Source organism: Mesorhizobium loti (assembly GCF_003148495.1).
Taxonomy (GTDB): Bacteria; Pseudomonadota; Alphaproteobacteria; order Rhizobiales; family Rhizobiaceae; genus Mesorhizobium; species Mesorhizobium loti.
The window spans coordinates 307576-328239 of the sequence record NZ_QGGH01000002.1 but is presented as its reverse complement, the minus strand read 5'-3'; the positions used below and the strand labels follow the sequence as shown (position 1 = coordinate 328239).

The window sequence follows — 20664 nt, the reverse complement described above, 5'->3', positions numbered from 1 at the left end:
CGGCAAAAAGGCCGCCTGCAGCAAGCGGCTGCAGGCGGCCTTCGATAGCGAAACCTACTTCGCGTTCGGGTTCGGCATCCAGGCCGGCATCGCGACATCGGCATGGGCGAACTGCGGCAGCTTGGCAGACAGGTCCTCCATGTTCTTGATGTCCTTGTCGATGAGGTCCTTCTGGGTGATCAGCGTCGGCGGCACGACGACGTTGTGGCCGGGATCTTCACCGGCCAGCAGCTGCGCCAGCGCACGCACCGAGACCTGGCCGACGACGGCCGGATTGGTGGCGGCGGTCGCTGCCCAGGCGCTGTCGGGCTCGCGCATCGCTGCGATATCCGAAGTCGAAATATCGGCCGAATAGATCTTGATGCCCTTGTTGAGGCCGGCCTCATCGATAGCGATCTTCACGCCCTTGGCGAATTCGTCATAGGGAGCGAACATCACCTTGATGTCGGGATGAGCCGACAGCACCGAGCGCGCCTGATTGGCGACGGAGTTGGCGATCGGATTGTCGAGCGTGCCGAACATCGCGACTTCCTTGATGCCGGCGTACTTCTTCTTCACGTCGACCCAGGTCTCGTTGCGGCGGTCGAGCGGCGCGATGCCGGCGACGTAGACATAGCCGGCATTCCAGCTCTCGCCATTGTCCTTGACCGCCTGCTCGAGCGCGAGCCGCGCGAGATCGCGGTCGGACTGTTCGACCTGCGGGATCTTGGGGTTTTCGACATTGACGTCGAAGGCCACCACCTTGATGCCAGCATCCACTGCGCGCTGCGCGGCGTCCTTCATCGACTCTGTCAGGCCGTGCTGGATGATGATGCCCTGCACGCCGAGCGCGATGGCCTGATCGACCATGTCGGACTGAAGGGCGGCATCCTGGCGGCTGTCGAGCACGCGCAGGTCGATGCCAAGCGCCTTCGACTGAGCCTCGACGCCCGAGAGGTAGGCCTGGAAGAAGTCACCGGTCGAGAGATAACGCACCAGCGCGATCTTGACGCCAGGCTTGTCGAAAGGCGCCGGCTTGTCCGCGGCCAGAGCCGGGAACTGCATCAGCATGGTTGCGCCGGCCAATCCGAGCGCCACCTTCCCCAGAAGTCTTCTTGTAATGCTCACCTTGTTTTCCTCCACTCTTGTTGAACCCAAAATCCTGTTCCGGTCGAAAGCTACCTCCTGCCTCTGCCTGAAAGCGCAAAGGTGAAGACAAGGGCGACGACCAGAACGACGCCCTTGACGAAATCCTGCGTGTAGTAAGGCGCGTTCATCATCGTCAGGCCTTGCAGCAAGATGCCGACGAACAGCGCACCGACGGCGGTGCCAAAGGCGTTCGGCTTGGCGGCGCCAAGCACCGCGTAGCCGATCAGCGCCGCGGCAACTGCATCGAGCAGCAGATTATTACCCGAGGCGATGTCGCCGCGTCCAAGCCGGGCAGCGAGCAAAATGCCGCCGATCGAGGCAAAAACTCCTGAAATAACGTAGGCCCAGATCTTGTATGCCTTGACAGGCGCACCGGCGAGTTCGGCGGCGCGCTCATTGCTGCCGACGGCATACATCATGCGGCCGAAGCGGGTGTATTCGAGGAAGAACCAGATCAGCACGGCGAGCACGAGCAGCACCACCACCGACACCGGAATGAGGTTCGGGATGAAGAAGTCGAAGCGGTGGCGGCCGAGCGCCAGGAAGGCGTCCGAGAATTTGCCGTTGGCGACCGAACCGTCGGGCATGGTCATGCCAGTGGCGATCGAGCGGCCTTCGGTCGGAATGCGCTGCAAGCCGACAAGCAGGAACATCATGCCGAGCGTCGCCAGCAGATCGGGCACACGCATGTAGACGATCAGCCAGCCGTTGATCAGGCCGACAATGGCGCCGATCAGCAGGCAAACGACCACCGCGACAAGGGCGTTCTGCTCCAGCACCACCATCACATAGGCCGCTGCCATCATGGCGGAGGTGGCGACCGAGCCGATCGACAGATCAAAGCCGCCGACGACGAGCGTGGCGGTAACGCCGAGCGCCAGAACGCCGGTGATGGCGACCGACTGGAAGATGAAGACAGCACTTTGCGGCGAAACGAAACCGTCGGCGGCGATCGAGAAATAGGCGACGAGCCCGAACAAGAGCACGATGAAGCCGTAGCGGATGGCGTGGTCGCGCAGCGTCATTCAACGCTCCCGCGCGCTGCTGCCGTCTTTACCCAACTCGAACCCATACTCTCTCCATTCCAATTCCTGTTAGCCACGCCCTTCAGGCCGCGCTGTGCAGCGGTCCGCCCGCAACCTCGGCCAGCAAGCGATCGAGATCGACGTCGGCGTTGCGGTGTTCGCCGACGATGGTCTGCTCCGACATGACCAGGATGCGATCGGCGGTCTCCAGCGCCTCGTCGAGCTCGGTGACGAACAACAGCGTGGCGCGGCCGTTTGCACTGGCCCTGAGCTTGGCGGCGATGTCGCGCCGGGCGGAAATATCGACGCCCTGAAACGGCTCATCCAGAATGAACAGTCTTGCATCCTGAGCCATCCAGCGGGCGACCATCACCTTCTGCTGGTTGCCGCCGGACAGCTCCGACATCTCGTCCTTCTCGGAACGACAGACGATGCCCAGTTCCTCGATCTGCCGGCGGGCCGTGGTGCGTTCGAGACGGCGCCTCAGGATGCCGAAGCGCGACATGCGCTTGTGAAACGGCAGGCCAATATTTTCCTGGATATTGAAGCCGCCAACGATGCCATTCTCGCCGCGGTCCTTGGCGACGAGAAACACGCCGGCGGCGATCGCCTCGCCGGTTGTTTCAGGCGCATAAGGCTTGCCGTTCATCGTCATGGTGCCGGACAATGGCTGGCGCACGCCAAACAGCGTCTCGGCAAGCGCCGTCTTGCCGACACCGACGAGGCCGGTGATGGCGACGACCTCGCCGTCGCCGAGCATCAGCGAAATCGGCCGGGCATCTGGTGCTATGCGCAGGCCATCTATCTTGAGGACGGCATTGGCCGAATCCCTGACAACGATCTGGTCGAGATGGATCTTGCGGCCGAGCATGGCGTTGACCGCGCCTTCATAGTCGAGCGGCTTCTTGTCGAAAATGCCTGAAATGATCCCGTCTCGCATCGAGATGATGCGATTGGCCAACCGCCTGATGTCCGACATGCGGTGCGAGATGTAGAGGATCGCCACGCCTTGCTCGCGCAGCCTGTCGATCAGCGCAAACAGCCGATCAGCCTCGGCGCTGGAGAGCGATGAGGTCGGCTCATCGAGGATCAGCACTTTCGGCTGATGCGCCAGCGCGCGGGCAATCGCCACCATTTGGCGATCGGCCAGCGAAAGATCACTCACCCGCGCCTTCAAATCGATGGCCAGCCCCATGCGGTCGGCAACCGCCTTGGCCTCTCGGCGCACACGGACCGGATTGAACAGGGTCGGCGCGCCGCTACCGCTCAGCCTGTCGAGAGTGAGATTGGTGGCTACGTCGAGATCGGCGACGACACCGTCATTGATGTTCTGGTGAACGGTGACGACGCCGGCGCGGATCGCCTCGGCCGGGGTTTTCGGTGCAAAATCCTGGTCGGCGAGCGCCATCGTGCCGCCGCCGCGCTCATAGACGCCAGAGATGATCTTGACGAGGGTGGATTTGCCGGCGCCGTTGGCGCCCATCAGCACGGTCACTTCACCGGCATGCAATTCGAGCGAGACGCCGCCAAGCACCTCGTTCTGGCCAAAGGATTTCCTCAGTCCCTCTACGCGGAACACGGCATTGCCGACCATGCGTTCCTCCCTGACATGACGCTATGGGCTGCATCGGCAATTGTCAACACGATTGACAATTGCCAGATCGCTTCCTAGCTTGGCCCAGCCGCCATGCCTCCGTTATGTTCGGAGCGCATATGCGGGAGGATGACGATGACTGAAGAATTGCCGTTCGAAGCACTGTCGGTCGAGACCCTGGCTGCCCGCCTCGGTGACAACGACGCGCTATGCGCGAAGATCGGCAAAGACACGACACGCTGGAAGGTCCGCGAGGTCGGCGACGGCAATCTCAACCTGGTGTTCATCGTCGAGGGCGCCAGCGGTGCGGCAGTGGTCAAGCAGGCCCTGCCCTATGTCCGCCTGGTCGGCGACAGCTGGCCGCTGCCGCTGAAGCGATCCTTCTTCGAATATCACGCGCTGACAAGGCAGGAGGCGCGCGCGCCGGGCTCGGTGCCGGCGATCCATTACTTCGATGAAGGCCAGGCGCTGATCATCATGGAATATCTTGCGCCGCCGCACATCATCCTGCGCCGCGCCCTAATCGACGGCCGCCAGTTGCCGAACATTGCACGGGACATCGGCCTGTTCATGGCCCGCACGCTGTTTCGCGGCTCCGACCTGCACATGGCGGCCAAGGACCGCAAGGCCGATCTGGCGCTGTTCGCCGACAATGTCGAACTCTGCGACATCACCGAAAGCCTGGTGTTCTCCGACCCCTATTTCGACGCCAAGATGAACCGCCACACCTCGCCGCAACTCGACGGCCTCGTCGCCGAACTGCGTGCCGACCGCGACCTCAAGGTCGAGGCGCAGCGGCTGAAGCACATTTTCGCCGCCAATGCCGAAACGCTGCTGCATGGCGATTTGCATTCCGGTTCGATCATGGTCACCGACCAGGAAACCCGGATGATCGATCCGGAATTCGCCTTCTACGGTCCGATGGCCTTCGATGTCGGCATGCTGCTCGCCAATTTCTGGATGTCGTTCTTCTCGCAGCGCGGCCACCAGCAGAGGGGCAAGCGCGACGCCATGCGCGCCTATCTGCTCGAGGTGACGACCGAGACCTGGTCGGTGTTCCGCGCCGAGTTCTCGCATCTGTGGCGTACCGAGCGCACCGGCATGCTCTATCAGAAGAGCCTGTTCGAGGATCAGGGCGACAGGCTCGGCGCCGAGCAGGCGCTCGACCATGTGCTGCACCAGATCTGGACCGACCTGCTCGGCTTTGCTGGCATCGAGGTGCACCGGCGCATCCTCGGCCTCGCCCACAATGCCGATTTCGAGACCATTGCCGACGAGGATTTGCGCGCCAGTTGTGAGGCAAAGGCGCTGAAATTCGGCCGTCACATCGCCGTCAACCGGCGCCAGATCCACAGCATCGACGAGGTCAACCAACTGGCCGCGCTGATCGAACAGGAGAGCAGCATTTGAACGTCGGCGACCGCCATTATCGCACCATCTGGCTGAGCGACGACGGGCGTTCGGTGGAGATCATCGACCAGCGCTGGCTGCCGCATGATTTCCGCATCGAAAAGATCGGCAGCGTTGCCGGCATCGCCACCGCCATCCGCGACATGTGGGTGCGCGGTGCACCTCTCATTGGCGTCACCGCAGCCTATGGCGTCGCCATGCAGATGGCTGATGATCCGTCGGATGCCGCACTTGATACCGTGTGGGAGACCCTGCACGAAACGCGTCCGACCGCGATCAATCTGCGCTGGGCGCTCGATGAAATGCGGCGCTTCCTGCGGCCCCTGCCGACAGAACAACGCGCCGCAGCCGCCTACCGGCGCGCCGGCGAAATCGCCGACGAGGATGTCGAGCTCAACCGCGCCATCGGCGAGAACGGTCTTGCCATCATCAAGGCGATCGCGGCGCGCAAGCAGAAGGGCGAGCCGGTCAACATCCTGACCCACTGCAATGCCGGCTGGCTGGCGACGGTCGACTACGGCACCGCCACCGCGCCGATCTACCTGGCCACGGAGGCCGGCATTCCGGTCCACGTCTATGTCGATGAAACACGGCCACGCAACCAGGGCGCACAGCTGACCGCCTGGGAGATGGCCGGGCACGGCGTGCCGCACACGCTGATCGTCGACAATGCCGGCGGTCATCTGATGCAGCGCGGCGAGATCGACATGGTCATCGTCGGCACCGACCGCACCACCGCAGATGGCGATGTCTGCAACAAGATCGGCACCTATCTGAAGGCACTCGCCGCCGCCGACAATGATGTGCCGTTCTATGTCGCGCTGCCGTCGCCGACCATCGACTGGACGGTGCATGACGGACTGGCCGAGATCCCGATCGAGCAGCGCTCGGCCGACGAGGTGTCGCTGGTCTGGGGCAAGACCGCTGCCGGCGAGATTGCCCAGGTGCGCATTTCGCCCGAGACGACGCCCGCGGCCAACCCGGCCTTCGACGTGACGCCGGCGCGGCTGGTGACCGGCCTGATCACCGAGCGCGGCGTTGCCAAGGCATCGCGCGAGGGCCTGAAGGCGATGTTTCCCGAGCGCGCGTAGCCGCTCGCTTCTAGTACAGAGGCTCGGCCATATGCTTCGGGGTCGGCCATGTCTCGGTAATGCCCGGCTGCACCGGCCGCTCCAGATAGGTCGATAAAACCACATAGCTGCGCGTCGAGGTGACCCCCGGCGTTTCGTACAGGCGCGCCAAAAGGCCTTCGAGTGCCCTCGTGTCTTCCGTGCGGATCTTCAGCAGCATGCAGGTATCCCCGGCGACGGTATGGATCTCCTCGACTTCGGGATATTGCGAGACCGCCATCAGTTCGGGTGTCTTTCCCCAGCCCCTGGTGTCGATATGGACAAAGGCAAGCAAAGCCTTTTTCACCGCCCGGGGATCGATGATGGCGACTGTGTTGCGGATGGCGCCGCTACGCCGGAGCCGTTTGACCCGCTCATGCGCTGCCGGTGGCGACAAGCCCACGCGATCGCCGAGTTCGGCGTAGCTGATCGTGGCGTCATCGACCAGGACGCCTAATATTCTTCGGTCTATCGCGTCGAGGTCGCGGGCCGCAGGCCTGTTCTGCAGAATGCCATCTGTTTCTTCATCCATGGCGAAATTCCTGGTTCTCTGCTGAATAGAATACGGCCATTATGCTGATATGTCGAACATTGATCAAGTTGCACCATTGACTGCCCGAGCACCGATTCCGGCGCTTGCCTATCTGCTGACCGGATGCATCGCCGTGATCGGCTCGAACTCGCTTGTGCTGGGTCCGATTGCACCTGCCGTGGCCTCGTCGTTCGGTACCAGCGTGCCGGCCGTGATGATTGCGGCGGCCGCGTTCGGCCTCGGCACTTCCGCAAGCGCCCTGTTCCTGGCCCGCTACATCGACCGGCTCGGTGCACGCCGGATGCTGCAGGGCGCACTATTGCTGCTGGCACTGGCGCTGGTCGCGAGTGCCGCGGCACCCACGGTGATCATGCTGGTCGCAGCGCAGCTGCTCGCCGGCATTGCCGCTGGCGTCGCCATGCCCTCGATCTATGCCAGCGCCGCGGCCATCGCTCCGCCGGGCAGGGAGAGCGGCACGATCGGCGTCGTGCTGACCGGCTGGACGCTCAGCATGGTGGCCGGCGTTTCGCTGTCGGCCGTGCTTGCCGATCTCGTACACTGGCGCGCGGTCTTTGCCGCGGTCGCGGTGCTTGCGGCCCTTGCATGGGTGGGGCTTACAGTGACGTCGCTCAGCGACATCAGGAAGGCCGGGCCGGCGCCTGCCCCGCTGGAAGCGCTCGGCATTCCCGGCATCGTGCCGCTTCTAATCGCTTGCGCCGCCTTCATGACCGCCTTCTACGGTGTCTATGGCTATCTCGGCGACCATCTTCATGTCGGACTGGGAGAGCCGGTCAGCGCCAATGGGCTGGCGGCGCTTGCCTATGGCGTGGGTTTCGGCATGGCAGCACTTCTCGACGGTGTCATCGACCGGATCGGCGCGCGCCGCGTCATGCCGTTCGCTTATCTTCTTGTCGCCGCCGTCTATGTCGCGATTGCAGCGGCGAGCAACAGCTTCAGCCTGATCCTGGCCATGGTGGCGATCTGGGGACTGGCCAATCATTTCGGATTGAACGTCCTGGTGACGCGCCTGTCGGGGCTCGATCCGTCGCGGCGCGGCACGATCATGGGCCTGAACAGCGCTGTGACCTACCTCGCGGTCTTCGTCGGCACCACCAGCTTCGGACCGCTTTATTCCAACTTCGGCTTTGCTGTCTGCGCGATGGTTGCAGCACTGCTCATGCTGGTTGCCGCATCGGCGGCGGCGTGGCGCACGCGGTAGTCGAACGTGCTTGGCCCAACCTTCTCACGGTTGACAGCGGCGCCCTGCCCTTCCATACAAAGCCCGTTAATGTTCTCAGGGCGGGGTGAAAGTCCCCACCGGCGGTAAAGGCTTCGGCCTGAGCCCGCGAGCGCTTTCCGGTTTCGGAAAGGTCAGCAGATCCGGTGTGATTCCGGGGCCGACGGTTAGAGTCCGGATGGAAGAGAACGAAACGGAAGCCGGCCCGCTTTTCGCGGGCCTAATCCGTATCGTGCGTCCTGATTCTGGTTCGAAACGGAAGGATGGACCCATGAATCAGCATTCCCATAAAGACTATGAAACGACCCGCGTCGCCGTTATCAGGGCGCGCTGGCACGCCGACATCGTCGACCAATGCGTGCAGGCCTTCGAGGCGGAACTGGCCGACATCGGAGGCGACCGCTTCACCGTCGATGTCTTCGACGTGCCGGGCGCTTATGAAATCCCCCTGCATGCCAAGACCCTGGCCGGGACCGGCCGCTATGCCGCGATCCTCGGCACCGCCTTTGTCGTCAATGGCGGCATCTACCGGCACGAATTCGTCGCCAGCGCGGTGATCGACGGCATGATGAACGTGCAGCTGTCGACCGGCGTGCCGGTGCTGTCGGCGGTGCTCACCCCGCACAACTACCACGACAGCGCCGAGCATCACCGCTTCTTCTTCGAGCACTTCACCGTCAAGGGCAAGGAAGCGGCCAATGCCTGCGTGCAGATCCTGGCGGCACGGGAGTTGATCGCGGCGTGACGTAACGCGCAGATCGCACGCCGCGCTCCCTAAATCGGCCTGCTGCCTCCCTTCGGGCAGCAGGCTCTTACTGGCTTGAAAAGGTCCAGCGGAACTACAGGCTGTTGAGCCGGGCTATATCCGCGGGAGTGGCTCGACGCTCGACAATGGTGCGGCCTGACGCATCTTTTGTCTCAAGCCTACCGTTCTCTATCTCCTCCTTGGTCCCGTCAGGATGAGTGACCTCGATCTTGTTGCCTTCCACTTCGACTTTGTCGCCAGTCGCAGCGTTCACATGCTCGTGTCCGTGGTGACCGCTGTCGTTTGCGCCGTGATCGTCACCTGGGCCATCATCGCCACCACCCCCGGGCCCAGAATTGCCACTGTCATGGTCACCGCCGTCATCGCCACCCCCGGAACCGGAATTGCCACCGGAACCCGGGCCGCCGGAACCACCACCGCCATGGCCTTCTCCGCCACCACCGCCATCCCCACTCTTAGCGTAAGCCGCCGCGGGTCCGATCTTGGACGCGGCGTCCAGACTGAGATGATAAGGCGCTACGGTCAGGGCCAACGCTGTCGAGGCGCGCAGTGCGAACCAGATGAACCGGCTTGAGGTCGATTTATGCATAGCTGGATTCTCCGTTGCTAACCTGGAGGCAACGCAGCCAAATGTTCGAATATTCCTGAGCTTGCCCAGGAAAGGCTGTTGAGACAACGCGCAGGACCTATGCGTGCGATATCTCAGACCAAAGTCCGACCTGCTCGCGCACTGGATGACCAAACAGGCAGGATTTCAGCGCTGCAACAAGAATTGCGATCGACAGGGCCTGTGAAGGTTGCGATTGGCTCGAAATCCGGCCAGAAGCATCCAGGGCCGACCGGCGACCGGCCGGCCCGCGACGTTGCGCTTGAAACCAGATACGGGAGACTATTGGGTGGCTCGCATAACACTGAGACAATTGCTCGACCACGCCGCCGAATACGGCTACGGCGTACCCGCTTTCAACATGAACAACATGGAACAGGGCCTCGCCATCATGGAGGCCGCCGAGGAGACCAAGTCGCCGGTCATCCTGCAGGCAAGCCGCGGCGCGCGCGCCTATGCCAATGACGTCGTGCTGGCCAAGCTGATCGACGCGCTGGTCGAAATCCATCCCGACATTCCGGTCTGCATGCATCTCGACCATGGCAACAACGAAGCCACCTGCGTGACCGCCATCCAGTACGGCTTCACCTCGGTCATGATGGACGGGTCGCTGAAGGAAGACGGCAAGACACCGGCCGACTACGCCTACAATTCCGGCATCACCAAGCGCGTCGTCGACATGGCGCATTGGGGCGGCGTGTCGGTCGAAGGCGAGATCGGCGTGCTCGGCTCGCTGGAGAGCGGCGGCGGCGAGCAGGAAGACGGCCACGGCGTCGAAGGCGCGATCAGCCACGACCAGTTGCTGACCGATCCCGAACAGGCCGTGGAATTCGTCAAGGATACCCATGTCGATGCGCTGGCGGTTGCCATGGGCACCAGCCATGGCGCCTACAAATTCTCGCGCAAGCCCGACGGCGCGGTGCTGGCCATGAACGTCATCGAGGAGATCCACCGTCGCCTGCCCAACATGCATCTGGTCATGCACGGCTCGTCCTCGGTGCCGGAGGATCTGCAGGAGATCATCAACAAATATGGCGGCCAGATGAAGCCGACCTGGGGCGTGCCGGTCGAGGAAATCCAGCGCGGCATCAAGCACGGCGTGCGCAAGATCAACATCGACACCGACAACCGCATGGCGCTGACCGGCGCGATCCGCAAGGTGCTGACCGAGAACCCGAGCGAGTTCGACCCACGCAAGTACCTGACGCCTGCCATGGCCGCCATGCGCAAGCTCTGCAAGGAGCGTTTCGAACAGTTCGGCACCGCCGGCAACGCGCAGAAGATCAAGCCGCTGCCGGTCGCGGAGATGGCCAAGCGGTATAAGTCGGGCAGTCTCGACCCGAAGTTTGGCTGAGCTCCAGCGATCTCTACCAGAGCTGCCAGGAGCATCCTGGCAGCTCTGGTACCAGCTGTTTCACTCCGGCGCTTCGGATTCGGCACGAACAAGCTTGATGTCGGCGCCGGCCGCCCATGCGCCGATATCCTCGCGTCGCAATGCCGCCGCCATCATGTCTGGAAACAGATCCGGCGTGCAGGCAAAGACCGGAATGCCGAGCGCGGCCACCGAGCCCGCCATCTTCGGATCATAACCGGGCCTGCCTTGGTCGGTCAGCGCAAGAAGCACCACGACATTGACGCCGGAGCGAACCAGTGCTGCAAGCCGCCGCAGCAGTTCCTGACCGTTGCCGCCCTCATAAAGGTCGGTGATGAGCACCATATGCGACTTGGTCGGCCGCTCGATGCGGTCCGCGCAATAGGCGACGGCCTGGTTGATGTCGGTGCCGCCGCCAAGCTGCACGCCGAACAAGACTTCAACAGGATCGCTGAGCTCCTCGGTCAGATCGACGATCGCCGTGTCGAAGCAGACAAGCTTGGTCCGCACGACCGGCAGAGAGGCCATCACCGCGGCGAATATCGAGGCGTAGATCACCGAGCTTGCCATCGAGCCCGACTGGTCGACGCACAGCACGACCTCATCCAGGTCGACCAGCCTTCGCTGTTTGCGCATGAAGCCGACCAGCTTCTCCGGCACGATGGTTTTGTGCTCGGGCTGGTAATGACGAAGGTTGGCCGAGATCGTACGCGGCCAGTCGATGTCGCGCTGTCGTGGGCGGTTGGTGCGTTGCGACCGGTCGACCGCGCCGCGTATCGCTTCGGCTGTCTTCTGCTCCAGCCGCTGCATCAACTTGGCGACGATATCGGCGATGATCGTACGCGCAATGTCCTTGGTCTTGGCCGGCATGACCGAGCGCAGCGAAATCAGGTCGGCGACGAGATTGACGTCCGCCTCGATCGCCTTGAGGAATTCCGGCTCCATCAGCATCTGCTTCAGGTTGAGCCGCTCGAAAGCATCCTTCTGGACGATCTGGACGACCTGCGCGGGAAAGAACGACCTGATATCGCCCATCCACTGCGCTACTCGTGGGGCCGAGCGGCCGAGCCCGCCGCGCCGCTTGCGCGGATCGGCAGCGGCATCGCCTGCGCCATCCCCATAGAGCGCATCGAGAGCCGCCGAGAGCCGCTTGTCGTTGTCGGAAAGCGCTGACGAGGCCTCGTCATCGGCACCGATCGCCAGCCGCCAGCGGCGCTCCCGTCCGTCGCCAGCCGGCTCGGTTTTGTCGATATCGGGCTCTTCATCCATTGCCGTTCTCGCTCATCAGCAAAGGCCCAAGCCGTTCCAGGTGCCGGCGCCAGGCTTCACTGCCATCCGGCGTCGGCGTCAGCCCCGCCGGCAAGCGCCTGGCCCGGCCGAGGACCGCTTCGATCAGTCGCCGCCGCTCCATCGAGTCCAGATGCGAGAACACTCGGCGCAGCAATGGCAGATGGGCAATGAAGGCGTCTTCGTCGAGGGATTTGAGCCAGGCATCAACCGCGCCGCGCAGTCCCTCGTCATAGATCAGTCGTTGGCCGGCGGTGCTGAAGAAACCCTCGAAGAACCCTGCCGCCTCGGCGACCGGCGTTCCCGGAGACAGACGCCTTGCGATCAGGGCCGCCGCGGCGTCGGCAGACACATGGCCGGCTTCGTAAAGCAGATGCGCGGCACAGCCCGCCACGAGCGCCGTCGATCGCGATCCATCGAGCACGGCGGCCAGTCCACTGCGCCATGCGTCCAGAACGCCCTGCTCAGGTTCGACCAGCCTGATCGCTTCATCAGCCTTGCGCATCGCGCCAACCAGCGTCGTTGAAGCCTGGGCATCGAGGTCGCGGGCGGCATAAGCAAGTGCAATCCCACCTTCGACGATCAGCCGCTCCAGCAGACCGGAGAGACGGGCGGTTTCCGTCTTGCGGGCCTCACCGTAGCGGATGATGTCGGCGAGCGGCGGCACCGATGCCAGGATTTCCAGGCATTCGCTGCTGCGCGCCGCGCGTTCCTCAAGTGTCGCCAGACCCGCGGTCGACGCTTCCGACAGGTTTGCCGTGATGGCGCCCTGGACCAGCGCGGCCATCGCATCAAGAGACGTCGCCGCGCCGATCATCTGGATCAGCCGGCCATTGGCGGCCTTTTCGATGGTCGGCCCATAGACCAGATTCTCGACCAGGCGCACGGCATATTCCGGCTCCCAGGCGAGTGCCCAGCGCTCGCGAAACGTGCCGCGGCTGCGGCCGCTGTCGGCCAGTTTGCCCCAATGCACGCCAAGCACATTCAGCCGGTGCAGCAAGGTCGACCGAAACAGCCCGCTCTCGCTGCGTAGATCGACCGACAGTTCGCGCTCCAGCGCCTCGGGCTTCAGCCGCGCTGCCTTCTGGTTGCGTTGCAGATCCTCGATCAACGGTGCCAGCGGCGTGTCTGGCGGAATTTCACCGACATCGGCGCCCAGCAGCAATTCGGCTTCGACCAGCGCCCACAGCAGCGCTTCGCCGTTGAACAGGGCCGCGATCGAGGCGTCGCGCAGTTCCTCAAAGCCGGGCTTTGGCCGCTCGCGAATCACAGCCAGCGTCCGGGCCAGCCGTTCGGCTTCGATCAGCGAGGCGGTCGAGACCATGTGCCCCTTGGCCCGCAGCACTGCCGCGATGCGCGCAAGCCACAGGACCGAGGCGTCACCTTGTCCACGCGTCTGCCACAAATGCTTGCACCAGCCGGGTGCGACGACGCCGGCGCCATAGCCGAAGCCGAGCGCAAGGCGCGGTCCGGTCCATGGCGCCCAGGTCATCATACTCTTGCGCCGAGCAAGCCCCTTGAGCAGGGCCTGGTCGTCTTTCTGCGGTCGTGTCGCTTTTAATGCCGGCACATGGAAGGCGCCGCAGACGACGGCGATCGGGCCATCGAATTCCTTGCGCGCGGCGGTGATTTCAAGCCGCATATGCGCTTCGCGCTTTGCCTCGAATGCGGCGAGCGGACCTTCGCCGTCCCGCAGCGTCGTCATCGCATCGGCTATGGCAGCGAAGATGGGGCCGGGCTGCGGGTTCTGCTCGATGATATCGGACCACCAGCTCTCGCCATCCTCATAGCCGGCGGCCTGTGCCAGCGTTCCGATCGGGTCCCGCAAATGCGGCGCCAAGTCAGCCTCTAGGTTGGCTTCAGTTTTATCGTCATCGGTTTCCCCCTCGGCCTCAATGGGCACAGCCCGGGCTGATGACGGCAGGTCGATGAACCGCACTGTCGCGTTGTTGGCGACGGCCCAGAGCGTCGCCTGATACTCCGGCGAGAACTCAGCGAAGGGCCAGAAACCGGTCGAAGCCGGATCATCTTCGGGATAGCAGAGCAGCGCTACCGGTGGCCGCATTTCGGCGCGGGCAAGCAGCGGCAGCAGCGCCGAGGCGTCGGCCGGCCCTTCGATCAGCACGGCGACCGGTTTCAAATCCTGCAACGCCTGCACCAGGCTGTCGGCGGAGCCGGGCCCGTGATGGCGTATGCCAAAATAGGAAACGTCGCTGAGCGCCATGGCGTCAGATCGCCGCGTTCAGGGCCGCATAGTAGCCGGCATAGTCGGGCCGCTTCTTGAGCACGGTTTCCAGATATTCCTCCAGCACCAGTTTGTCCTGCACCGGATCTTTCACGATGGCGCCGACAAGGCTGGCGGCAAGGCCTTCGGCGCCAAGCTTGCCGCTATCGAACCACGCCGCCTGGCTGAGGCCGCCGACCACCGTTGCGATCGCCTCCGCCGTGGACAGCGAACCGGATGGCGTCTTCAACGTCACCTTGCCGTCTGATGTCGCACCGGAGCGCAATTCGCGGAAGATGGTCAGCACCCGGGCGATCTCCTCGCCGACATTCTTCGGTACCGGCAGGTCGAGACCGCCGGCCATCTCGCCGACGCGCTTAGAGACGATCGCTACTTCCTCGGCCATATCTTCAGGCAAGGGCAGCACGACGACGTTGAAGCGGCGCTTGAGCGCCGAGGACAGCTCGTTGACACCCTTGTCGCGGTTGTTGGCGGTGGCGATGATGTTGAAACCGCGCTGCGCATAGATCGATGTGTTGAGTTCGGGGATCGGCATCATCTTTTCGGACAGCACGGTGATCAGCGTGTCCTGCACGTCCGAACCCATGCGCGTCAGTTCCTCGAGGCGGCAGAGCTTGCCGTCTCGCATGGCGCGGTAAAGCGGAGTCGGCACCAGCGCGTCCTGGCTTGGGCCCTTGGCCAGCAGCTGCGCGTAGTTCCAGCCATAACGGATCTGGTTCTCATCGGTGCCGGCCGTGCATTGCACGATCAATGTCGAGTCACCCATGATGGCTGCGGCGAGATGCTCCGAGACCCAGGATTTCGCCGTGCCCGGAACGCCGAGCAGCAGCAGCGCGCGGTCGGTGGCGAGCGTCGCCACCGCGGTTTCCATCAGCCGGCGGCGGCCGACATATTTCGGCGTTATCAGCGTGCCGTCGTCAGCCTTGCCGCCAAGCAGATAGATCAGAACCGCCTTTGGCGAAAGGCTCCATCCGGCAGGCCTTTGCCGGTCGTCATTGCGTGCGAGCGCCTGCAACTCGGCGGCATAGGCCTGCTCGACCGGAAGACGGATGGCTGCGTTCATTAGCTGTTCTCCGGATTGATCATGTGTCGATTCAAGGCTCGGCCAGTGATGCGTTGAGGCGCAGAAGACCGAGCGAAGGCGCTGCCGGGGCCATACCGGCCACAACGACGTCCCCGATCAATTTTTCCGCTGTCGCCGCCGTGGCGAGAAAGCCCATTGTTTCCAGTAGCTGATCGACGCCTCGCTTGACGGCGTCATCGTTTCCGGCAACTGCAGAACGCAGCATTGGCAGGGTCTGGCCATTTGTCAGGTCAGCCCACTCCAGCCAGCTTGCTTCGAGGCTCTCGGCCAGGTTGAGCGCACCAAGATATTGCGTATCTTTCAGGATCAGCCTGACCAGGACACGCTTCCTGCGGTTGTCCAGACGCGGCATGAGGTGGAGGACGAAAAGCGCCGGCTTGCCGCCTTCGGCGACAAGCGTATCCGCCATGTGCGTCACCGCCGCTTCGCTGCCCGACGCGGCGACCATTCGGGCAACAAGGATATCGGCATCGTTCTCGGCGCCGAATTGCCACGCCCCGATAAACTCGGATTCGGTGGTGCCGAAGCGCGTGGCGAGGTCGACCAGGTTACAGGTCTCGAACAGTTCGGCACGACGTCTTTCCTGCGCCGGCGATTTGAGTTTTGCCGGCGTGTAGGTGGTGCGGCGGCGGATGAAGCCGGATTTGCCTTCCGCGATGAAGGCGGCGAGTTCTGCTGTTGGATCTTCCGGCCCGCCATCGCCAAGCTGGCCATGCTCTCCGAGCCTTGCCAGCAGCCGGCCGGCCAATTCGCGTACCTTGCCGGAACGATCGGCGGAGAGGCTCTTCAGGAACGGCACGTCATCGGCGCCGAGGCCGAAGCGCATGAGTTCGATGAGTGCAAGCCTGATCTCGGCCGGCTCGCCGGATCCCTTGGTCTCGATCAGTTGCCGAGCCGATGCCGGCGCGGTGCGGCGCATATCCGCGAGCGCCGTACGACGCGCGGCGGGATAGAAGTCATCCCAGTTTTCCGCGGTCAACTTTTCCTGGCGGGTGTGTTTTTCGCCGTCCGCGCCTGCCTGCCAGTCGATCCAGGGTGCATAGACGTCCGGGCCGTTCTGATCCGACACGGCCGGCATCCAGTCCATCGGATGCAGCACGAAGCCGCGGCTGGCGACGAGCGACACCACACGCGTCTTGCTTCTTGTGTCGCCGGCGTGTTTCAGCGCCGCTCGCAAAAGCGGCCGCAGCCGCTCCGGCAGCATCGGCAAGGCAAGTTCAGGCAGCACTGGGCGGCGCTTCAGCGTCTTGGGCGCGGCTGGCCGCAAGGCAATGTCGAGGGCCTGCGCGGCGATTGCCAACAGGCGACGCTCGCGCTCGTCGAGGCTTGCGCCACCGGCAATCTCCTTCCACGCGGCTGGAGCCAGATCGAAGCTGGTCCCGCCGGTGATCCAGCTGTCGCGCATGGTCGCCAGGCCGGTCTGCTCGATCTCGTTCACGACAGGTCAAGCCTCCCGAACCTGCTTTGCGCAGCCAGCAGGTCCAGCCGGCTGCCGTTCCAAAGTGCTGCCGTTGCCGTGAGGTCCAGCCCAAGCAGCGTTGGATTGACGGTGTCGGCGATCGGCAAGGCGATACCATGCGGATCGCCGGTTGCCTGCCACCAGGCGGCACCGCGATCGTCCAGCAGGATCGCGCCGGGCGGCAGCATGACGGGACAGTCGGTGAGCCAGGGGGCTGTGTCCTGGTGAGCGACATGGGCCGCGAGCGGATCGCCTGCGTCAAAGCCGAAATCAGGCCACTCACCTGACGGGACATCGCCCTTGCGGTCCGTCATTAGTGCTCGCAACGGCTGGCGTGCCGGATAAAAGACCAGCCTGGCATCAAACCGGTCTCCTGACGTGAAGGCGTTCGACCGGCGACCCGCTGAGGCCGGAAAATAGTCGAGCAAGAGAGCAAATTGCGGGCTCGCGCTCTTCAGGTTGAGCAGCCAGGTCGAATGGCTGACAAGACCGTCACGGCGGGTTTCGATCTTCTCGCCGAGCACTTCCCAGATGCTTTCTACCTGGATCGCTTCGGGATTGGCCAGTACCTGCTCACGGTTTTCGGAGGTCGATACGAGCCGCCTCAGTTCGGCGTCGCCTGGTGTCGATCGCCAGGCCTTGGCCAGTAGCACAAGCTTGCCGAGTTCGCGGATCGCCGCGTCCGGGCGCTCCTCGCTGCGCAGCCCCATCAGCCGTGACGGAATCTCGTCGATACGGCCGGCAAGCGCCGTTGCTTTCATGTCGACCAGCCGTGCCGCAATCCGGCGGCAACGGTCGCTGCTGTTGTCGACAAAGCCGGCAAGGCCAAGCCGCAATTGATCAGCGATCCATTGATCCAGTTCATCCAGCGCCGCCGACACGGCGGATTGCGTGTCCTGCGTCCGCTTTCGCTGCGCTGCCTCGCGGCGCTCGACCGCAGCGGCGTCCTCGACAACGGTACTTTCGTCGTCGAGCGAGATTTCGCCAATACTCTTGCCTCCCGCACCGGGCGCCGGCCCCGTCGGCTGCGGTGAGGTCTTCCTGCGGCGACCGAGCCAATCATTCACCCATTCGGGGGTCGAGCCCGCGGCGGCAAAACTGGCCGGCGTGGTGGCGGCTATCCACATCAGCGCTAAGGTGTGCTTGCAGGGGAACTTCCGCGACGGGCACGTGCATTTGTAGCCGTGGTCCCCGGTGTCGACCACCACGCGATAAGGATTGGAGCCGGAACCCTGGCACTCCCCCCAGAGGAGCGCCAGCTGTTCGCTCTTCTCGAGTCGTGGCCAGTTCGATTGCTTGGTCAGCCTGGAAGCGGCACTCAACGAGGCCTGATCGGGCGCAAGCGCTTCGATGGTTTTCAAGTCAAATTCCAAGCCGCGCCTCTCGTCGCTCGAACGATACGGGTAGCCAGTATAGATGGCCGTCTATGACGGATTCTTGTAGCAGCAGCGGTACAGAGGTCGATACAGCTGACCGTCGGCCAATCTGCCCCGCTGGCGATGTCTCCCCGAAAAAACACATCTCGGCAAGGAAATGCGCCGAACCCCCTTATTGAAGCGTCCGCGCTGGCGGCTGGCCGGCGTGGTCGCGGGCGATGCCGGCATCGCCATCTTCTGCTCCAAACGCACGGTCGAGGCCCGTCGCCACCACCGAGACCCTGAAGCGGCCTTCCATGCCCTTGTCGAAGATGGCGCCGACGATGATGTCGGCATCCTCGTAGACTTCTTCGCGAATGCGGGTGGCGGCCTCGTCGACCTCGAACAGGGTCATGTCCCTGCCGCCCGAGATCGAGACCAGGACGCCCTTGGCGCCCTTCATCGACACTTCGTCCAGCAACGGGTTGGCGATCGCGGCTTCCGCCGCCTTCATCGCGCGGCCTTCGCCGGACGCCTCGCCGGTGCCCATCATGGCGCGGCCCATGTCGCGCATCACCGATTTCACATCGGCGAAGTCGAGATTGATGAGGCCTTCCTTGACGATGAGATCGGTGATGCAGCTGACGCCGGAGTAGAGCACCCGGTCGGCAATGACGAACGCGTCGGCGAAGGTGGTCTTGGCATCGGCGATCCGGAACAGGTTCTGGTTCGGGATGACGATCACCGTGTCGGCGCTCTCGCGCAGCCGCTCGATGCCCTCTTCAGCCATCTGCATGCGGCGCCTGCCCTCGAAGGCGAAAGGCTTGGTGACGACGCCTACCGTCAGGATGCCGGCCTTGCGCGCCGCCTGAGCGATGATCGGCGCTGCACCGGTTCCCGTGCCGCCGCCCATGCCGGCGGTGACGAAACACATATGCGTGCCGGCCAGATGGTCCATGATCTCGTCGAGCGATTCCTCGGCCGCGGCGCGGCCGATCTCGGGAAGCGATCCGGCGCCCAATCCTTCGGTGACATGCGCGCCAAGCTGGATCAGCCGCGTCGCCTTGGACATGGTCAGCGCCTGCGCGTCGGTGTTGGCGGCGATGAACTCGGTTCCTTGAAGCTGCTCCGCGATCATGTTGTTGACGGCATTGCCGCCACCACCACCAACGCCGATGACGGTGATCTTGGGTCTCATCTCGGAGATTTCGGGCTTCTTGAACTCGGCCATGCCTGTTTCTCCTTCGTCAATTGCGCGCGCTTCACGACCCACCCGCAGACTGCTTTTGGGCAGATTGCAATCGAGCGGCATGACGCGAATCAGTCCGTTGCGATGGGTACCCCAAAAAGCCAGAGAGCGGCCAGAGGTGCAAGTGCGCGGAAGGTCAAGATTTGTGATGACGGTTTTGCACAAATTGGCAGAGCGCCCAACAATCTGGCCGCAAGGCCTCAGGTGCAACTGCCGGCAGGGTAGCGGCTGGCTTGCCGCACAACGATCGAAGCGTCTATCATGTGTCGATAAATCGCTGACTTGGCGTTCTCGCCGCGATCGGCCAGGCAAGATTATCTGCGGCTGTTGTCGTCAGGGCAGATTTCAGAACGAATGAAGTAGCGCCCCCGCCAATGGCCGACAAAACACAATTCGGGTTGACCGCCGTCGACACCGTTCCCTTGCATGAGAAGGTCTATCTGGAGCTCGTGCGGGCGCTGATGTCCGGCCAGTTCACGCCGGGCCAGAAGCTGACGTCGCGAAAACTCGCCAAGGAACTCGGCACCAGCGACATGCCGGTGCGCAGCGCCTTCATGCGGCTGCAGGCACTGCGGGCGCTGAGCCCGATGCCGAACGGCAGCGTGGAAGTGCCGGTCATTTCGGCGGAACGGTTTTCGCAATTGAGCGCTGTGCGCACGATCCTCGAAGGCTCGGCGACCGAGCTTGCGACAAAACGCATCAACGGCAACAATCTGCGGACGATCCGGCGCCACTGCACCGACCTGACCTTGGCGGCCCGCAAGGGCGATATCGACGATTACCTGCGCAAGAACCACGATTTCAAATTCTCGATCTATCGCCATTGCGGCAACGAGCAGATGATCTTCCTGATCGAGACCGTGTGGATGCAGGTCGGCCCGTTTCTCAGGAACCTCGCCATGGGGTTCGAGGATGATCTCGCCTCCATTCTCGACATCGACTATCACGAGGAAGTCGTCGCCGCGATCGAAGCCCAGGATGGGGAGCGCGCCCGCGCGGCCATCGTGCGTGATATCGACGAAGGCGCCTCGCACATCCTGCGGCAGGCCAGATTTCCGAAGACGAGAAGCTGAAGTCGCCCCTTGGCTTTCCGTGCTCTTGCCTCTATGTTGCGATCGCAGATCGCGCAATTGGTTTTGAAATGCCTCCCGACATCCCGGCTAGTGACTTGAAAAAATAAGGAAAAGCCCCTTGGCGACAGCCAG

Annotated in this window: 17 protein-coding genes and 1 riboswitch; of the genes, 6 read left to right on the top strand and 11 right to left on the bottom strand. The window is 63.4% G+C overall.

The features are described from left to right. Positions 1–54: 54 nt before the first annotated feature. From C8D77_RS10065 to C8D77_RS10055, 3 genes are all read right to left on the bottom strand, one after another. On the bottom strand, positions 55–1107 hold the full coding sequence (locus C8D77_RS10065; RefSeq protein ID WP_109663263.1) for a substrate-binding domain-containing protein: 1053 nt from the start codon (positions 1105–1107) through the stop codon (positions 55–57). Between the two features lie 50 nt (positions 1108–1157). Continuing rightward, positions 1158–2153 carry an ABC transporter permease gene (locus tag C8D77_RS10060; RefSeq protein ID WP_109661935.1) on the bottom strand — a complete coding sequence of 332 codons (996 nt, stop codon included), beginning with the start codon at positions 2151–2153 and terminating at the stop codon, positions 1158–1160. Between the two features lie 82 nt (positions 2154–2235). Beyond that, positions 2236–3747 (bottom strand): sugar ABC transporter ATP-binding protein, encoded by a 1512-nt coding sequence (locus C8D77_RS10055; protein WP_109661933.1) that lies wholly within the window; start codon positions 3745–3747, stop codon positions 2236–2238. Between the two features lie 135 nt (positions 3748–3882). Here C8D77_RS10055 and mtnK point away from each other — a divergent pair, with 135 nt between their 5' ends. After that, entirely contained in the window at positions 3883–5157 is a 1275-nt protein-coding gene (mtnK, locus tag C8D77_RS10050; protein ID WP_109663260.1) for an S-methyl-5-thioribose kinase, read from the top strand. Next, positions 5154–6248: an S-methyl-5-thioribose-1-phosphate isomerase gene (mtnA, locus tag C8D77_RS10045; protein WP_109661930.1), complete on the top strand. Its 1095-nt coding sequence runs from the start codon at positions 5154–5156 to the stop codon at positions 6246–6248. Before mtnK ends, mtnA begins: the two co-directional genes overlap by 4 nt. 10 nt (positions 6249–6258) lie before the next feature. Here the strand turns inward: mtnA and C8D77_RS10040 are convergent, their stop codons facing one another. Continuing rightward, positions 6259–6798 carry an Lrp/AsnC family transcriptional regulator gene (locus C8D77_RS10040; RefSeq protein WP_109661928.1) on the bottom strand — a complete coding sequence of 180 codons (540 nt, stop codon included), beginning with the start codon at positions 6796–6798 and terminating at the stop codon, positions 6259–6261. Between the two features lie 49 nt (positions 6799–6847). On the opposite strand from C8D77_RS10040, the gene C8D77_RS10035 reads away from it, so the two are divergent. Further along, positions 6848–8017 carry an MFS transporter gene (locus tag C8D77_RS10035; RefSeq protein WP_109661926.1) on the top strand — a complete coding sequence of 390 codons (1170 nt, stop codon included), beginning with the start codon at positions 6848–6850 and terminating at the stop codon, positions 8015–8017. Between the two features lie 67 nt (positions 8018–8084). Further along, positions 8085–8229: riboswitch (FMN riboswitch) on the top strand. A 77-nt stretch (positions 8230–8306) separates the two neighbouring features. Further along, positions 8307–8780: a 6,7-dimethyl-8-ribityllumazine synthase gene (locus C8D77_RS10030; RefSeq protein ID WP_109663258.1), complete on the top strand. Its 474-nt coding sequence runs from the start codon at positions 8307–8309 to the stop codon at positions 8778–8780. A 270-nt stretch (positions 8781–9050) separates the two neighbouring features. Here C8D77_RS10030 and C8D77_RS37560 read toward each other — a convergent pair whose 3' ends face one another. Beyond that, a complete protein-coding gene (locus C8D77_RS37560) occupies positions 9051–9248 on the bottom strand; it encodes a hypothetical protein (RefSeq protein ID WP_170136717.1) in 198 nt (65 codons plus the stop codon). A 449-nt stretch (positions 9249–9697) separates the two neighbouring features. Here C8D77_RS37560 and fba point away from each other — a divergent pair, with 449 nt between their 5' ends. Further along, positions 9698–10762 carry a class II fructose-bisphosphate aldolase gene (fba, locus tag C8D77_RS10020; RefSeq protein ID WP_013532928.1) on the top strand — a complete coding sequence of 355 codons (1065 nt, stop codon included), beginning with the start codon at positions 9698–9700 and terminating at the stop codon, positions 10760–10762. Between the two features lie 60 nt (positions 10763–10822). Here the strand turns inward: fba and C8D77_RS10015 are convergent, their stop codons facing one another. From C8D77_RS10015 to ftsZ, 6 genes are all read right to left on the bottom strand, one after another. Further along, positions 10823–12049, bottom strand: a complete 1227-nt coding sequence (locus C8D77_RS10015; RefSeq protein WP_109661922.1) for a VWA domain-containing protein — start codon at positions 12047–12049, stop codon at positions 10823–10825. After that, entirely contained in the window at positions 12042–14291 is a 2250-nt protein-coding gene (locus C8D77_RS10010) for a DUF5682 family protein (protein ID WP_109661921.1), read from the bottom strand. The genes C8D77_RS10015 and C8D77_RS10010 overlap by 8 nt, the downstream gene beginning before the upstream one ends. A gap of 4 nt (positions 14292–14295) precedes the next feature. Beyond that, positions 14296–15375: an ATP-binding protein gene (locus C8D77_RS10005; protein ID WP_109661919.1), complete on the bottom strand. Its 1080-nt coding sequence runs from the start codon at positions 15373–15375 to the stop codon at positions 14296–14298. Between the two features lie 31 nt (positions 15376–15406). Further along, positions 15407–16834, bottom strand: coding sequence for a DUF5691 domain-containing protein (locus C8D77_RS10000; protein ID WP_109661917.1), 1428 nt, complete (start codon positions 16832–16834; stop codon positions 15407–15409). Further along, positions 16831–18216 (bottom strand): SWIM zinc finger family protein, encoded by a 1386-nt coding sequence (locus tag C8D77_RS09995; RefSeq protein ID WP_245951733.1) that lies wholly within the window; start codon positions 18214–18216, stop codon positions 16831–16833. Before C8D77_RS09995 ends, C8D77_RS10000 begins: the two co-directional genes overlap by 4 nt. A gap of 187 nt (positions 18217–18403) precedes the next feature. Beyond that, complete coding sequence (ftsZ, locus tag C8D77_RS09990; protein ID WP_109663255.1) at positions 18404–19441, bottom strand: cell division protein FtsZ; 1038 nt, start codon at positions 19439–19441, stop codon at positions 18404–18406. A 392-nt stretch (positions 19442–19833) separates the two neighbouring features. Between ftsZ and C8D77_RS09985 the strand changes: the two genes are divergently transcribed. Next, the gene (locus tag C8D77_RS09985; RefSeq protein WP_109661913.1) at positions 19834–20532 is read left to right on the top strand and encodes a GntR family transcriptional regulator; all 699 of its coding nucleotides are present in this window, start codon (positions 19834–19836) and stop codon (positions 20530–20532) included. Positions 20533–20664 lie beyond the last annotated feature (132 nt).

Bases quoted from the DNA above. Each gene is read 5' to 3' on its own strand.
- C8D77_RS10060 (WP_109661935.1), bottom strand. From the start codon at position 2,153: ATGACGCTGCGCGACCACGCCATCCGCTACGGCTTCATCGTGCTCTTG.
- C8D77_RS10055 (WP_109661933.1), bottom strand. From the start codon at position 3,747: ATGGTCGGCAATGCCGTGTTCCGCGTAGAGGGACTGAGGAAATCCTTT.
- mtnK (WP_109663260.1), top strand. From the start codon at position 3,883: ATGACTGAAGAATTGCCGTTCGAAGCACTGTCGGTCGAGACCCTGGCT.
- C8D77_RS10040 (WP_109661928.1), bottom strand. From the start codon at position 6,798: ATGGATGAAGAAACAGATGGCATTCTGCAGAACAGGCCTGCGGCCCGC.
- C8D77_RS10035 (WP_109661926.1), top strand. From the start codon at position 6,848: ATGTCGAACATTGATCAAGTTGCACCATTGACTGCCCGAGCACCGATT.
- C8D77_RS10030 (WP_109663258.1), top strand. From the start codon at position 8,307: ATGAATCAGCATTCCCATAAAGACTATGAAACGACCCGCGTCGCCGTT.
- C8D77_RS37560 (WP_170136717.1), bottom strand. From the start codon at position 9,248: ATGGCGGTGGTGGCGGAGAAGGCCATGGCGGTGGTGGTTCCGGCGGCC.
- C8D77_RS10015 (WP_109661922.1), bottom strand. From the start codon at position 12,049: ATGGATGAAGAGCCCGATATCGACAAAACCGAGCCGGCTGGCGACGGA.
- C8D77_RS10010 (WP_109661921.1), bottom strand. From the start codon at position 14,291: ATGGCGCTCAGCGACGTTTCCTATTTTGGCATACGCCATCACGGGCCC.
- C8D77_RS10005 (WP_109661919.1), bottom strand. From the start codon at position 15,375: ATGAACGCAGCCATCCGTCTTCCGGTCGAGCAGGCCTATGCCGCCGAG.
- ftsZ (WP_109663255.1), bottom strand. From the start codon at position 19,441: ATGGCCGAGTTCAAGAAGCCCGAAATCTCCGAGATGAGACCCAAGATC.
- C8D77_RS09985 (WP_109661913.1), top strand. From the start codon at position 19,834: ATGGCCGACAAAACACAATTCGGGTTGACCGCCGTCGACACCGTTCCC.